This window comes from Thermomonospora echinospora (assembly GCF_900108175.1).
Classification (GTDB): Bacteria; Actinomycetota; Actinomycetes; order Streptosporangiales; family Streptosporangiaceae; genus Thermomonospora; species Thermomonospora echinospora.
The window spans coordinates 692,396-706,961 of sequence record NZ_FNVO01000001.1; the positions used below are offsets into that span (position 1 = coordinate 692,396).

Below are 14,566 nucleotides of genomic sequence, written 5' to 3' on the forward strand. Positions count from 1 at the left end.
GGGTGCGGCGTCCGCGGGATACGCCGCGGCTGTGGAAGGACGCCCGGGAAAAGCGCACGGAAAGGCGTACGGGACGGCCCCGTCCCCGAGGTGGGGATGGGGCCGCCTGCGCCGGTGCCCGCTAGGGACGGCCGGCCATGCGCCGGTACTGTTTCCAGATCTCCTGGGCGCTGACCGTGCGGTCCAGGAACATGAGGCTGTCCATGCGGCAGTCGCACGGGTTCCGCTCGGCGGTGTTCTGCGGGAAGCTGCCGCCGATCTTGATGCCTCGGGGGTCGGTGGGCGAGGTCAGGTCCGGCTCCGGGGGACCGGAGACCCCCCACGGGTCGCCGGAGACCGTGAAGAAGCCGGTCAGCGGGCGGCCGTCCTTGTAGAGGGCCATGGTGCCCTGGTCGTAGTCGAACGTGGCGGCCAGGAACACCCAGCGGCCGATCGGCAGGATCGACCGCCAGTCCTCGTCGGCGGCGAAGGTCTGCGAGGCGCCGCCGTCCACCCGGCGGCCGAGGGCGACCACCCGCAGCTCGCCGCCGACGTTGATGATCTCCAGCAGAGCCCGCACGCCGTGCCCGTCGGAGTCCCCGGTGAGCACCCCGGCCAGCCCGATCGCGTTGTAGCGGTCACCGGGGTCGGCGGTGCCGGAATTGGGGGCCGGGCCCTCGCCGGTGCGCTTGAACCAGCCCATCACGGTGATCTGGCGCGCCCCGTTGAAGGCCCGCAGGGTCGGCACCCCGGTCGCCGAGTACACCCCGGCCTTCCAGTCGTCGTTGCCCGCGACCTGCGGATCGACCTGCCGGGTCTGGAGGGCCGAGCGGCTTCCCCGGTGGGCGTGGTCCTTGACGCGCATGGCCGCCCCGCCGTTCACCAGGTCCAGATCCGTCCCCGACCGGCCCCGGTCGCGTTCCCGCGCGGGGTCGCCGGGGACCGGGTGGTCGAAGTCGTAGTACATGACCAGGTGCGGCCGCAGGCTCGGCAGGACGTCGGGCCCGCCGGCCCGGGAGTGGGCCGACGCCGAGGCCGGGGTCCCCTGGACGGCACCGGCGGCCAGCGCACCGGCCAGCAGCGCGACCAGGAGGGCCGCCCGCAGGCGGCGCGTCATGCCGGTCTTCACATCGGTCATTGCGTCAGCTCTCCGCCGCCGTGCCGCGCACCCGCAGGTCGCGCAGCCGCCCGATGTTGTCGAATGAGCCGAAGCCCACCCGGCCGGAGCCGAACGTGGTATCCACCGCCGTCATCAGCGGGTCGCGGGCGCCGTCGACGTACACCGCGATCTCGCCGGTGTCCGCGCAGTGCGTCACCCGCACCCGGTGCCAGCCGGAGTCGGTGACGGCCGGGGGCGCGCCCTTGGACTTGAACGCGTTCCACTGGTCGTCGATGCGCAGCCGGTCGGCGTCGTTCACCACGAAGATCCCGTTGTGCGGGTAGATCCGGTTGTCCTGCGACAGATGGACGTAGTAGAAGCGGGTGTCCGACTGGTGGCCGAACACCAGGATCACGTCCCGGTTGCTCACCGAGGGCGGCGTGTCCAAGCGGACCTCGCCGTCGATGCGCACGGAGCCCAACCGCGGCCCCTTGGTCAGCACCGCGTACTCGAACGGGCGGCGCGGGCCGGGACGTTCGGTGCCGGCCTCGGCGAGGACGACCTCGCGCCCGGGGAACTGCCACTTGGCCGGGGTGACCGGAGCCCAGTCGGCGGCCTCATCGGCGTGAGAGACCTTGACGCCGCCCGTCTTGCAGTCGGCGAACGTGCGGGTGCCGACGACCTTCCAGATCGTGCCGGTGGCCTTGGCCAGCACGTACAGCTCACCGCGCAGGTCCTCACCGAACCGCAGGTCGACGCGGCTGCTGCCGACCAGTTCCTGCATGGTGGTGCGCTTGCCGTCGGCGTAGACCATCAGCTCGTGGATCGGCGCCCGGGGCTTGCCGCGGCGCATCTCGGCGTTGTCGGTGGCGAGGATGCGGCCGTTGACGATGTCCCCGAAGACGTACTTGCCGCGCAGCCCGGGCACGTCCTTGCCGCGGTAGACGTAGCCGCCGGCCACCGCGTTGCCGCTGTCGCTGGTGCACGGGTGGCCCGCCGGCGGGTCATGGTCGTAGGCGGCCACCGGGTAGTTGTAGCCGTACTGCGCGTCGTCGGCGGGCAGCGGGTAGAGGTTGCAGCGGTCCTCCTGCTTCCACACGAACGCGCCCTCGCGGCGGCTCCAGCCGAGGTTGTCACCGGCCCGCACGTCGTAGATCGCCTCGATGGCGTGCTCGCCGATGTGGCCGAGCAGGATGCGGTGGCCCTTGCCCGGGTCCCAGCTGAAGCGGTGCGGGTCGCGCATGCCGACGGCGTAGATCTCGCCCAGCGTGCCGGGCCGTCCCGCGAACGGGTTGTCGGCCGGGATTCCGTACTCGCCGTTGGCGCTGTCGCGGCCCATCGGGTCTATCCGCAGGATCTTGCCGTACGGCCTGCTCATGTCCTGCGGGTCGTTGCCGGTCACCCCGCGCCCGCCATCCCCGGCGGCGATGTAGAGCTTGCCGTACTCGGGCGAGCCGGGCCGGGCGTACGGGTTGAAGGAGATCTGCTGGAACCCGTGGATCTGGGTGCCGAAGCCGAACCGCATCACCTCGCGGCGGGTGCCCTGGAAGACGTCGGCCGACGGGTCCTCGGCGGTCCACTCGGTGATGACGCCGTGGTTGTGCGGGTTGTCCTGGTTCCAGTCGGGGGTCTTGGTCTGCAGCGCCGCCCCCCACTCGGTGTGGACGGTGTAGAGCTTGCCGTTGCGGGCGAAGTCGGGGTGGAACGCCACGAAGCCCGAGCCGGTGCCCAGGCCGCGTCCGGAGAAGAAGTCCGGGGCGAACGCCGCGCCGACGTCCAGGTAGACGCGCGGGGTCGGCTCCTTCGGGTCCAGCAGGTAGATCCTGCCGTTGAGGTCGGGGACGTACATCCGCCCGTCGGGCAGTTGGCCCAGATGGTTGATGCGGGCGTGCCGCATGAGCCGGGGGTCGGTAGGGGCGGGAGTCGGCTCGGTTTTGGGGAACTGGGCGAACTCCTCCAGCACGAGTCCGAGCCGGGACTGGACCGGGTCCTCGGGGATCGGGTCGGAGATGGGGGCGTCGTCTCGGGCGGCCGCCGGCGGGGCCGCCAGCGCGGCCAGGAGCACGGCGATCAGCAGCGGGAACCATCGGGGCTTCGGCATGTCGTCCACCCTGGGGTCGGAAGTGCTGAAAGCGCTTTCCGAAAGCGCTTTCCCGCACCGTACAGAGCCCCGCGAGGGCCGTCAAGCAATCGTTTGGTGAGTGCGCCGCATCCGGCGGCGGCCGGGATCGGGGCCGCACCACCGTGCGCGTGTCGCCGAGATGTCCCCTCGCGGGCCCTTCGCGGTGGGACACTGGACGCTGCGCACCATCCGTACCGACTCACCGTCCCAGGGGGCAGGTGTGAGAGCGCCGCAGCCGAACGAGGAGCCGTCTCCGGGGGCCCGTGTGCACCAGCTCGCCCAGAGCGGGCCGACCGTCCTGCGCATCCTGCTCGGCGGCCAGCTGCGCAGGCTGCGGGAGGCCAACCGGATCTCCCGCGAGGACGCGGGCGAGGCGATCCGCGCCTCCGGCTCCAAGATCAGCCGGCTGGAGCTGGGCCGGGTCGGCTTCAAGGAACGCGACGTCGCCGACCTGCTCACCCTGTACGGGGTGACCGACCCCGTGGAACGCGACACGCTGCTGTCGCTGGCCCGGCAGGCCAACGCGCCGGGCTGGTGGCACCACTACAACGACGTCCTGCCGCCCTGGTTCGAGGTCTACATCGGCCTGGAGGAGGCCGCCGAGCGGCTGCGCGTCCACGAGACCCGGTTCGTGCCGGAACTGCTGCAGACCGAGGAGTACGCGCACGCCGTGCTCAGGCTCGCCCACCCCGAGGCGCCGCCCGCCGAGATCGCCCGCCGGGTGAGCGTGCGGATGCGCCGCCAGCAGATCCTGCGGCGGCAGGACGCGCCCCAGCTGTGGGCGCTGGTGGACGAGACGGCGCTGTGGCGCCGCCCCGGCGGGACCGAGGTGCTGCGGGCGCAGCTGGCCGCCCTCCGCGAGGCGGTACAGGCCCGGCACATCACGCTGCAGGTGGTGCCGATGCAGCGCGGCGCGCTCGCGGCGGCGACCGGACCGTTCTCCCTGCTGCGCTTCGCCGAGCCGGCGCTGCCCGACGTGGTCTACGTCGAGCAGCTCACCAGCGCGCTGTACCTGGACAAGCCCGCCGACCTGGCCGTGTACAAAAAGCAGCTGGACCGGCTGTCGGTGCAGGCCCTGCCGCCGACCGCCACCTCCGGCATCCTCACCGGAATCCTGGAGGAGTTGGGCTGAGCCGGTCGGCGGTGACCTTTTTCCGCCTTTTCGTCATGGTTGCCAGCTTCCCACCACCCGCGCCACACTGGCCGCCGTAGCCCCGTCGACGACGCCGTCTGGGAGGCGCCCCCGTGACCGGTCAACCGCCCGGCCAGGAGCCGGACATCGAGCCCGAGATCGAGCCCGAGATCGAGATTGACACGACCGTGGCACACCCCGCGCGGGTCTGGGACTACTGGCTCGGCGGCAAGGACCACTACCCCGCCGACCAGGCCCTGGGCGATCAGCTCAACGAGACCATGCCCGAGGTGGTGATCTGGGCGCGCGCCGACCGGGAGTTCCTCGGCCGGGCCGTCCGGTACCTGGTCGCCGAGGCCGGCGTGCGGCAGTTCCTCGACATCGGCACCGGCATCCCCACCGCCGACAACACCCACGAGGTGGCCCAGCGGCTCGCCCCCGACAGCCGCGTCGTCTACGTCGACAACGACCCCGTGGTGCTGGCGCACGCGCGGGCGCTGCTGACCAGCACCCCGCAGGGCGCCACCGACTACATCGACGCCGACCTGCGCGACCCCGAGACGATCCTCAAGGCCGCCGAGCGCACCCTGAACCTGTCCCGGCCAGTGGCGATCATGCTGCTGGGCATCCTGGAGTTCCTGCCCGACGAGCAGGCCTATCCGATCGTGCGCCGGCTGGTGGAGGCGGTGCCCTCCGGCAGCCACCTGACCGTCGCCTGCCCCGCCTCCGACGTCAACACCGAGGCCATGGCCGAGGTGGTGCAGCGCTGGAACGAGAGCGGGGCGACCCCGGCGGTGCTGCGCAGCGGCGCCGGGATCGCCCGGTTCTTCGACGGGATGGAACTGCTGGAGCCGGGAGTGGTGCCCCTGCCCAAGTGGCGGCCCGACCCCGGCACCCTCTTCCTCGACCGCGAGATCGGCTTCTTCTGCGCGGTGGGCCGCAAGCCCTGAGGCGACGCCGTTCTGTGCCGTTTCGTCGGTCCCCGCCGCTACCGTGGCCGCGTCGCGGCGGGCGGAGGGAACGCGCGGTGCCTGCCGAGCATCGGTGACACGGCCCGCCGCCCGTCTCTGCGCACGTGTCCGTAGCGGGCGATCTCGCTCGTCGTCTGGGTACGGAAGCCACGAGCGAGAGAGGAAGACAGCCGATGCACAAGGTGACCTCCCGTGATGGGACGCCCATCGCGGTGGAGCGGCGGGGGGACGGCCCACCGCTGATCTCTGTGGGCGGGGCCTTCAACGACCGGTCGGCGGGCGCGCCGCTGGCCGAACTGCTGGCCGCCCGCTTCACGGTGTACTGCTACGACCGGCGGGGACGGGGCGACAGCGGCGACACCCAGCCGTACGCCGTCGGCCGGGAGATCGAGGACCTGCAGGCGGTCATCGCCGACGCGGGCGGATCGGCCTGCGTCTATGGCATGTCCTCCGGTGCCGCGCTGGCCCTGGAGGCGGCGGCGCGGGGCTCGGCCATCACCCGGCTGGCGCTGTTTGAGCCGCCGTACAACCCGGCCGGGGACGGCGAGCTGATGAGGGGCGCCAAGGAGTACGAGACCAAGCTCGTCGCGCTGCTGGCCGACCGGCGTCACGGCGAGGCGGTCGAGCTGTTCCTGACCGTCGTGGGGATGTCGCAGGAGATGATCGCCCAGGTCCGCACCGCGCCGATGTGGGCGGGCATGGTGGCGATGGCTCCCACGCTGGCCTACGAGGCGGCCGTCATGGGCGACAGCGAGGGCGGCTGCCTGCCCGCCGAGCGCGCCGCCGCCGTGGCGGTCCCCACGCTGGTGCTGTCCGGCGGCCGGAGCCCGCAGTGGATGGGTCAGGTGGCGCAGCAGGTCGCCGACGCCGTCCAGCACGGGCGGCACGCGGTGCTGGAGGACCAGACGCACGACGTGGACCCGCGGGCGCTGGCCCCCGTGCTGGAGGACTTCTTCGCCCGCTGACCGGTACCGCCGGGCCGCGATTCCCCGTGCCGGCATCACCCGGTCGGGTTCCAGGGGCTGCAGCCGTGCCGGCCGCGCCTCAGCCCGGTTCGCCGGGCTCCCGCGCTTCGCCGCCCCAACGCCGGCCCGCCTCATGGCCGCGAGGTCCGGTCATGAGGTACAGGAGAGCAGCCGCGGTGGAGCCGGAGCGGATCTCGCCCCGGGCGATCAGCTCCGGCACCGAGGCCAGCGGCACCCACTCGATCCGCTCGGCCTCCACGTCGGTCGGCTCCCCGGCGAGCACCGCGCCCTCGGCCCGGAAAATGTGATGAACGCCATCCGACAGGCCCGGGGAGGGATGCAGATCGAGCAGATGATGGAGCGGTCCCGGCCGCCAGCCGGTCTCCTCCTCCAACTCCCGGGCCGCGGTCTCGGCGGGGTCCTCACCTGCCTCGACGCGCCCGCCCGGGATCTCCCACCCCCAGCTGTCGCAGATGAAGCGGTGTCGCCAGATCAGCAGCGCATGGCCCTGTCCGTCGACCGCCACCACCCCCGCCGACGGCCTGACCCGCACCAGATGGTGGTCGAGCCGGCGGCCGTCCGGCAACTCCACGTCCGCCAGCCGCACGTCCAGCCACGGGCTGGCGTAGATGGACCGTTCTCCGTGCCGCGTCCACTCCATGGGGAGGACGCTATCGGGGCCCCGCGGATCCCGGCAGGTAGGGTCAGGAGCACCGGGACTGGAGGTGAGCGGGGTTGGAGACACCGGTCGAGCCGGTCGAACGGGTCACCGATCGCGTGTGGACGGTGCCCAACGCGCTGAGCTTCGCACGGCTGCTGGGGGTTCCGCTCTTCCTGTGGCTGGTGCTGGCCGGGCACGACTGGTGGGCGCTGGGCCTGCTGATGTTCGCCGGCCTGTCGGACTGGCTGGACGGCAGGCTGGCCCGCGTGCTGGGCCAGACCAGCCGGCTGGGCGTGGTGCTGGACCCGGCTGCCGACCGCCTCTACATCCTGGCCACCCTGGTTGGCCTGACCGTACGGGACATCATCCCGCTGTGGCTGACCCTGCTGCTGGTGGGCCGGGAGGTGGCGATCACCCCGATCGTCCCGGTAGTGCGCAGACTCGGTTACAACGGCACGCTGCCGGTGCACATGGTGGGCAAGGCGGGCACGATGTGCCTGCTGTACGCCTTCCCGCTGCTCCTGCTGGGCGACCACTCCGGCGCGGTGGCGACCGGAGCCAGGATCATCGGTTGGTCCTTCGCCATCTGGGGAACGGCACTGTACTGGTGGGCGGCCGTCCTCTACTGGGTCCAGGTGCGACAGCTGGCCGACCGCACCGGCAGACCCGATCCGCCCGGTGCCCCGCCGCGTGGTCAGGGCCTGGACCCCGGACCGTCGGCCGGCTGACCGAAGGGAGCGCGACACCCCCATGAAGGCCGTTGTGATGGCGGGCGGCGAGGGAACCCGGCTGCGACCGATGACCGCCAACCAGCCCAAACCGCTGCTGCCGGTCATCAACCGGCCGATCATGGAACACGTGCTGCGGCTGCTGCGCCGGCACGGTCTCACCGAGACCGTGGTGACCGTGCAGTTCCTGGCTGCGCTCATCCGCAACTACTTCGGCGACGGCGAGGAGCTCGGCATGTCGCTGAGCTACGCCACCGAGGAGATCCCGCTCGGCACCGCCGGTAGCGTCAAGAACGCCCAGGAGGCGCTGCGCGACGACCGGTTCCTGGTGATCTCCGGGGACGCCCTGACCGACATCGACCTCACCGACATGGTGAACTTCCACAAGGAGAACGGGGCGCTGGTCACCATCGGGCTCAAGCGGGTGCCCAACCCGCTGGAGTTCGGGATCATCATCGTGGACGAGGCCGGCCGCATCCAGCGCTTCCTGGAGAAGCCCACCTGGGGGCAGGTCTTCTCCGACACCGTCAACACCGGCATCTACGTGATGGAGCCCGAGGTCCTCGACCACGTCGCCGAGGGCGTGCCGGTCGACTGGTCCAGCGATGTGTTCCCCAAGCTGCTGGCCGAGGGCGCCCCGCTGTACGGGTACGTCGCCGACTGCTACTGGGAGGACGTCGGCACCCACGAGAGTTACCTGAAGGCGCAGGCCGACATGCTGTCGGGCCGGGTCGAGGTCGAGATGGACGGCTTCGAGGTCTCGCCCGGCGTGTGGGTGGCCGAGGGCGCCGAGGTCGACGGCGACGCCGTGCTCAAGGGCCCGCTCTACATCGGCGACTACGCCAAGGTCGAGGCCGGGGTCGAGCTGCGCGAGTACACCGTGCTCGGCAGCAACGTGGTGGTCAAGGAGGGTGCCTTCCTGCACCGCGCCGTGGTGCACGACAACGTCTTCGTCGGCCCGTCCACCAACCTGCGCGGCTGCGTCGTCGGCAAGAACACCGACGTGATGGCCGGCGCCCGGGTCGAGGAGGGCGCGGTCATCGGCGACGAGTGCGTCATCGAGGCCGAGGCGTACGTCTCCAATGGCGTCAAGGTCTACCCGTTCAAGACCATCGAGGCCGGCGCCGTCGTCAACACCAGCGTGATCTGGGAGTCGCGTGGCCAGCGCACCCTGTTCGGCCCGCGCGGGGTCTGCGGCCTGGTCAACGTGGAGATCACCCCCGAGCTGGCGGTCCGGCTGGCCAGCGCCTACGCCACCACCCTCAACAAGGGCGCCACCGTCGTCACCGGCCGCGACGCCTCGCGCGCCGCCCGCACCCTCAAGCGCGCCGTGATCAGCGCGCTGACCTCCAGCGCCATCAACGTGCAGGATCTGGAGGCGTGCGCGCTGCCGGTGGCCCGGTTCGAGACCGCCCGCGAGGACGCCGGCGGCGGCGTCTATATCCGCACCACGCCCGGCGACCCGCAGGGCGTGGACATCATCTTCCTGGACGCCGACGGCGCCGACCTGTCGCTGGGCGCCCAGCGCAAGCTGGAGCGGGTGTTCGGCCGCCAGGAGTTCCGCCGCGCCTTCCCCGGCGAGATCGCCCAGCTGAGCTACCCGGCCCGCATCCTGGAGACCTACACCCGCGACCTGCTGCGCTGCGTGGACCAGGACGGCGTCCGTGAGGCCGAGCTGAAGATCGTGCTGGACTGCGCCGGCGGCACCGCCTCGCTGGTGCTGCCCCCGCTGCTGGGCCTGATGGGCGTGGACGTGCTGACCATGAACAACCGGCTCGACGAGGCCAACCCCACCGAGACGCTGGCCGAGCGGATGCGCGACCTGCAGCGGCTGGGCGACCTGGTGTCGTCCTCGCGGGCGGCCTTCGGCGCCCGCTTCGACCCGGTCGGTGAGCGGCTGTCGCTGGTGGACGAGAACGGCGAGCTGATCAGCGACGACCGGGCGCTGCTGGTGTTCCTGGACCTGGTCGCCGCCGAGCGGCGCGGCGGCCGGGTGGCGCTGCCGGTCACCACCACCCGGGTCGCCGAGCAGGTGTGCCGCTTCCACGGCGTCCAGGTGGAGTGGATCTCCACCTCCCAAGACGTGCTGACCAAGGCCGCCGCCGCCCCCGACGTCATCTTCGCCGGGGACGGCCGTGGCGGCTTCGTGTTCCCCGAGTTCAGCAACACCGTCGACGGGATCGCCGGGTTCGTCCGGCTGGTCGGCCTGGTCGCCCGCACTCGGCTGACCCTGTCGCAGATCGACCGGCGCATCCCCGAGGCCCATCTGCTGCGCCGCTCGGTGCCGACCCCCTGGGCCGCCAAGGGCAGCGTCATGCGGCACGTGGTGGAGGCGGCCGGCAACCGCACCGTCGACACCACCGACGGCGTGCGGGTGGTGGAGGACGACGGCCGTTGGGTGCTGGTGCTGCCCGACCCGTCCGAGGCCGTCACCCACCTGTGGGCCGAGGGCTCCGACGACGACGGCGCTCAGGCCCTGCTGGAGGAGTGGGCCGACGTGGTCGAACGCGCCGGCTCGTAGTCGGAGGGCATGCCCCGCGGCGCCGCCCCCGGACCGGTGCCGCGGGGCGTGCTCGCCGACGGTGACCGGTCCGCTCCAGTAGAGTCTGGCGCCATGGCACTGACGAACGACCGGCCCATCTTCGTCGTCGGTTGCCCCCGGTCGGGGACGACCATGCTGCAGCTCATGCTGCACGGCCACCCGCGGATCGCCATCCCCCCGGAGACCCGGTTCCTGATCCCGGCCTACGAGGCCCGGGGCGAGTTCGGCGACCTGTCGGACCCCAGCAACCGGGAGAGGCTGGCCCGGTGGATCGTGGAGCGCAAGAGGACCCGCTTCGCCGACCTCGGGCTCGATCCGGGACAGGTCGTCGACGAGATCGTCGCCGGGCCCGGCACGCTCGGATCGGCGCTGGGGATCGTGCTGCGCGCCTACGCCCGGCGGTTCGGCAAGGACCGGTGGGGCGACAAGCGGCCCGGCTACTTCCAGAGCATCCCCGTGCTCGTCCGGCTGTTCCCCGACGCCCAGATCGTGCACCTGATCCGGGACGGGCGCGACTGTGTCGCGTCGCTGAAGGAGATGCCCTGGTACAGGCAGGACTCCTTCCACGCCCTGGCGACCTGGATCGAGGCGGTAGAGGCGGGGCGGCGCGCGGCCCGCGTGCTGGGACCCGGCTCCTATCACGAGATGCGCTACGAGGACCTCATCGACGACCCGGAACGGGAGCTCACCGGGCTGTGCCGTTTCCTGCAGGTCGACTACGACCCGCGGATGGCCGACCCTTCGGCGATGGCATCCGAGGCCGTGCCCAGCCGCAAGACCTGGCACCGGCGCACCCACGAGAAGGTCAGCGCGGCCCGCTCGGGGACCTGGGATCGGCGGCTCGAACCGTGGGAGATCGCCCTGTGCGAGGCCGAGGCCGGCCCCCATCTGCGGTCGCTGGGCTACGAGCTGTCGGGCGCGGCCCGGCCGTCGGCCGGGGACCGTGCACGGTTCCTGCGGGTGGCGGCCCGGCGGCGGCTGGCCGCCCACAAGCGGCGGATCCGGGACCGCTGGCAGCGGCTGCACGAGCCGTCCCCGGTCGAGGCGCTGCTCACCTCCGGGCAGCGGGCCGCCGTCGAGGGTGAACGGCGGGACGGGCTCTCCGCGGCCTGACCGGCCGGCCGCCTCCCGGCGTGGTCAGCCGATGGGCCAGGCCGCGATCTCCTCGTCGCTCAGCGGCAGCAGGCACCACAGGGCGTCCTGGTAGGTGGCGCACAGCGGGAGCCGCTCGTGCAGCCCGAAGGCGCGGAACAGCCCCTCCAGATAGGGGCGCAGGCCCACCATGGCCACCGGAACGTCCCGGCGGGCGCACTCGGCCGTCACGGCGGAGATCGTCCGCAGGGCGCTGCCGTCGCAGAAGGCGATCCCGCTCATGTCGAGGACCAGCGGCCGGTCCAGCCGCGCGGCCAGGTCCATCAGCCGCGCGTACACGTCCGGACCGGTGCAGCAGTCGATCTCGCCGCAGAGCATCGCGACGGTGTGCCCCTCGCGCTCCACGACGACCATGTCGACGACGATGTCTGCCATGGCTGTCCTGAGGCTGTAGTGACTGTTTCGGTTCCCGCGACATACCAGCATGGCGCGAATACCGTGCGTTGCCAAGACAGGGCGGGCGGCAGGCGACCGATCCTTTCTCGCTGCGCGTCTCGCCGCGCGGCGCGTTGCCGGTTCCGTCCGGAAGCGGGGATTTCGGCGTCCTGGGCCGCCGGGTCAGATCCTGCCGACCCCGGCGCCCGCGGTCACCACCGATTTGACGGTGGGGGCGCCGTCGGGCGTGTAGGGATAGGGGATCGCGGCGACCGCGGCGGAGTTGCGCGACACCGGGGAGCCGGAGTTCACCAGGTGGTTGTTCAGCAGCTTGATGTTGCCCGCCGCCGAGTCGCCGGTCTGGGTCACCGTCGGCTTGGCGGTGTTCTCGAAGTAGTTGCGCTCCACGTAGACGCCGGCGTTCTCGGTGGAGGCGACCCCGTAGCTTCCGATTCCGCTGTAGTAGTTGTTCAGCACGTGCACCGGGTTGGCGAAGCGGACCCGGGGATGGCGCTGGTTCGTACCGTCGAACCAGTTGTGCACGTAGGTCACCCGCAGACGCCCCCTGTCCTGCGCGCCGTTGTCGTCGGAATGCCCCAGCAGGAACGTCTTGTCGTGATGGTGCACGCGGTTCCAGGAGACCGTGACGTAGTCCGAGCCGCGTTTGACGTCGATCAGCCCGTCGGCGGCGCCGGACAGGTCGTTGTGGTCGATCCAGACGTTGCCGGACTCCTCGACGTTGATCGCGTCGTCTGGTGACCCGGTGAAGGTGAGATTGCGGATGATCACGTTCCGGGCGCCGCGCAGGGTGAGCCCGCCCCCGGTGATTCGGCCCGCGGTGCCCACCCCGATGATCGTCTTGTCGGAGGCGACCCGCTGCATCCCCGACAGTGCGACGGTGCCGCTCACCCTGATCACGTACCGCCCGCTCGCGCCGGCGTACTGGGCGAACTGGGACGCGCTGCTCACCGTCACCGTGGTGCCGCCCGCGCCGCCCGTGGTGCCTCCGTTGAGGCTTGCGTAGCCCACCGGGGCGCTTTCGTAGGCGGCGACCCGCCGTACGTGGACGGCGGGAACACAGGCCGTGACGGCCAGGACGAGCGCGGTGCCGCCGCCCACGAGCGCGGCCGAACGCGTGGTGGTCATGGGGCTCCTCCTCAGTTGCGGGGGCGTCAGTCCAGCACGGTCTCGTACGGCCGCTCCAGAGCCGGAGCGCAACTCTGGGAGCGCTACCACCACGCCGGCGGGAGCGGCTGTGAACCCTCACGCACGGCCGCCCGCGCCGCCCGGTCAGGCATGGAGGACGGCGTCGTGGGTAGGCGGGGTGACACCGGGCGACCGGCGCGAGGAACGACGGGGAGGGGATGGATGACGCGGCACCGGACAGCCGACGGTGAGCAGGTGCGGCAGATCTCGGTACCCGACACCGTGCGCCTGGGCGGCGCCCTGTTCGTGCCCTGGCGGACCTCCGGCCTCGTCCGGCGCCGCTCCCGCCTCGCCGCCCTCGCCGTCCGGTTCGGTACCGACCGTCGTGCCGTCCGTCTGCTGGCACGTCTGCGCCGCAGGTACGGCCCAGGGCCGCTGCGCATCCCCTGGCGCGGGCAGCGAATGGTGCTGTTGCTGTCGCGCGAGGACGTCCGCCGGATCCTGGCGGACAGCCCGGAGGAACTCTTCACCTCTCCGCAGTTCCTTCCCGCGGACACCGTGGCGAGGAAGGTGCCGGCGCGTTTTCAGCCCCACGGCGTGCCCGTCCCCCCGGGAGAGAACCGGGGGGAGCGGCGCCGCGCCGACGAGACGGCGCTGGACACCTACCAGCAGGTCCACGGATCCGCCGGCCCGTACATCGTGCGCGTCTACCAGGAGGCCCGCGCGCTCCTCGACGGGATCTCGGCCGAGGGCGTGCTCACCTGGGACGACTTCACCGCCACCTACGAGCGCGTCACCCGCCGGATCGTGCTCGGCGACTCCGCCCGCGACGACCGGATGCTCACCGACCTGCTCGTCCGGCTCGGCCGCGCCCGCCGGCCGTGGCGGGAGGGCGGGCGTGACGTGGCGCGCGACACGTACCTGCGCCGACTGCGGATGTACATCGAGCGCGCCGAGCCCGAGAGCCTGGCCCGGCTGCTCGCCCAAACCTCGCCGGGGTCGAGTGTCGAGCCGATGTACCAGGTCACGCGGTGGCTGGCAGGCTTCGGCGCGGCCGGGATCGTCGCCTACCGGGCGCTGGCGCTGCTGGCCGCCCACCCGGACCGGCTGAGACGGGCGCGCGCGGACCTCGCCGGGCTGCCCGGCGAATCGCTGCCCAGCCCGGTCGCGACACCCTACCTGGGCGCCTGCGTGCTGGAGTCGGCGCGGCTGTGGCCGCCCACCCGGGTGATCCTGCGGGAGAGCGCCGTCGGCACCCGCTGGCACGGTCGTGTCGTCCCGGCGGGGACCGTCTTCGTAGTCGTCGTGCCGTTCTTCGGCAGGGACCGCGCGGCGCTGGACTACGCCGACCGGTTCCTCCCGGAGGTGTGGCTGGACGACAGGGCCGCCACCGATGGGGCGATCGTGCCTTTCGGAGGAGGGACGGGCCGGTGCGCGGGGGAGAACCTGGCGATGCTGGTCGCCAGCACGTTCCTGGGGGCCTTGGTGCGCGGGCACGAGATCCGGCTGCTGGATCCCAAGAGGCTGCGGCGCTCCGGCCGTCCCGTTCCGTACGGCCTCGACCCTTTCGCGGTGCGCCTGGGCTTCAGGCCCCTGCCCCAGCGCTGATGGAGGGGACGCGGGAACGGATGCGACGATCACGATGCGCGGCCGGCGCCGTGCCGGCGGTGAGCCCGCCCGCCGGGCGGGGTGGC

The 14,566-nt window shown here is 72.2% G+C and carries 12 protein-coding genes; 7 read left to right on the top strand and 5 right to left on the bottom strand.

What is annotated here, in order from left to right; genetic code table 11:
- Positions 1 to 121: 121 nt before the first annotated feature.
- Complete coding sequence (locus tag C4U03_RS03150) at positions 122 to 1,117, bottom strand: LamG domain-containing protein (RefSeq protein WP_235017606.1); 996 nt, start codon at positions 1,115 to 1,117, stop codon at positions 122 to 124.
- 4 nt (positions 1,118 to 1,121) lie between these two features.
- Positions 1,122 to 3,179 carry a PQQ-dependent sugar dehydrogenase gene (locus C4U03_RS03155; protein WP_103936047.1) on the bottom strand — a complete coding sequence of 686 codons (2,058 nt, stop codon included), beginning with the start codon at positions 3,177 to 3,179 and terminating at the stop codon, positions 1,122 to 1,124.
- A gap of 241 nt (positions 3,180 to 3,420) precedes the next feature.
- Here C4U03_RS03155 and C4U03_RS03160 point away from each other — a divergent pair, with 241 nt between their 5' ends.
- The 3 genes from C4U03_RS03160 (at position 3,421) to C4U03_RS03170 (ending at position 6,268) form a co-directional block, all read left to right on the top strand.
- Positions 3,421 to 4,332, top strand: coding sequence for a helix-turn-helix domain-containing protein (locus tag C4U03_RS03160; RefSeq protein ID WP_235017607.1), 912 nt, complete (start codon positions 3,421 to 3,423; stop codon positions 4,330 to 4,332).
- 113 nt (positions 4,333 to 4,445) lie between these two features.
- The gene (locus C4U03_RS03165) at positions 4,446 to 5,282 is read left to right on the top strand and encodes an SAM-dependent methyltransferase (protein WP_235017608.1); all 837 of its coding nucleotides are present in this window, start codon (positions 4,446 to 4,448) and stop codon (positions 5,280 to 5,282) included.
- 194 nt (positions 5,283 to 5,476) lie between these two features.
- A complete protein-coding gene (locus C4U03_RS03170; protein ID WP_103936049.1) occupies positions 5,477 to 6,268 on the top strand; it encodes an alpha/beta fold hydrolase in 792 nt (263 codons plus the stop codon).
- 79 nt (positions 6,269 to 6,347) lie between these two features.
- Here C4U03_RS03170 and C4U03_RS03175 read toward each other — a convergent pair whose 3' ends face one another.
- Positions 6,348 to 6,929 (bottom strand): NUDIX hydrolase, encoded by a 582-nt coding sequence (locus C4U03_RS03175; protein WP_103936050.1) that lies wholly within the window; start codon positions 6,927 to 6,929, stop codon positions 6,348 to 6,350.
- 74 nt (positions 6,930 to 7,003) lie between these two features.
- Here C4U03_RS03175 and C4U03_RS03180 point away from each other — a divergent pair, with 74 nt between their 5' ends.
- The 3 genes from C4U03_RS03180 (at position 7,004) to C4U03_RS03190 (ending at position 11,312) form a co-directional block, all read left to right on the top strand.
- On the top strand, positions 7,004 to 7,657 hold the full coding sequence (locus tag C4U03_RS03180) for a CDP-alcohol phosphatidyltransferase family protein (RefSeq protein WP_103936051.1): 654 nt from the start codon (positions 7,004 to 7,006) through the stop codon (positions 7,655 to 7,657).
- A 22-nt stretch (positions 7,658 to 7,679) separates the two neighbouring features.
- The gene (locus C4U03_RS03185; protein ID WP_103936052.1) at positions 7,680 to 10,178 is read left to right on the top strand and encodes a mannose-1-phosphate guanyltransferase; all 2,499 of its coding nucleotides are present in this window, start codon (positions 7,680 to 7,682) and stop codon (positions 10,176 to 10,178) included.
- Positions 10,179 to 10,271: 93 nt separating this feature from the next.
- On the top strand, positions 10,272 to 11,312 hold the full coding sequence (locus C4U03_RS03190) for a sulfotransferase family protein (protein WP_200826995.1): 1,041 nt from the start codon (positions 10,272 to 10,274) through the stop codon (positions 11,310 to 11,312).
- A 24-nt stretch (positions 11,313 to 11,336) separates the two neighbouring features.
- Here the strand turns inward: C4U03_RS03190 and C4U03_RS03195 are convergent, their stop codons facing one another.
- Together C4U03_RS03195 and C4U03_RS03200 are read right to left on the bottom strand one after the other, a co-directional pair.
- Positions 11,337 to 11,726: an STAS domain-containing protein gene (locus tag C4U03_RS03195; RefSeq protein ID WP_160146898.1), complete on the bottom strand. Its 390-nt coding sequence runs from the start codon at positions 11,724 to 11,726 to the stop codon at positions 11,337 to 11,339.
- Between the two features lie 183 nt (positions 11,727 to 11,909).
- The gene (locus C4U03_RS03200) at positions 11,910 to 12,872 is read right to left on the bottom strand and encodes a pectate lyase family protein (RefSeq protein ID WP_103936054.1); all 963 of its coding nucleotides are present in this window, start codon (positions 12,870 to 12,872) and stop codon (positions 11,910 to 11,912) included.
- Positions 12,873 to 13,094: 222 nt separating this feature from the next.
- On the opposite strand from C4U03_RS03200, the gene C4U03_RS03205 reads away from it, so the two are divergent.
- On the top strand, positions 13,095 to 14,480 hold the full coding sequence (locus tag C4U03_RS03205; RefSeq protein ID WP_160146899.1) for a cytochrome P450: 1,386 nt from the start codon (positions 13,095 to 13,097) through the stop codon (positions 14,478 to 14,480).
- Positions 14,481 to 14,566 lie beyond the last annotated feature (86 nt).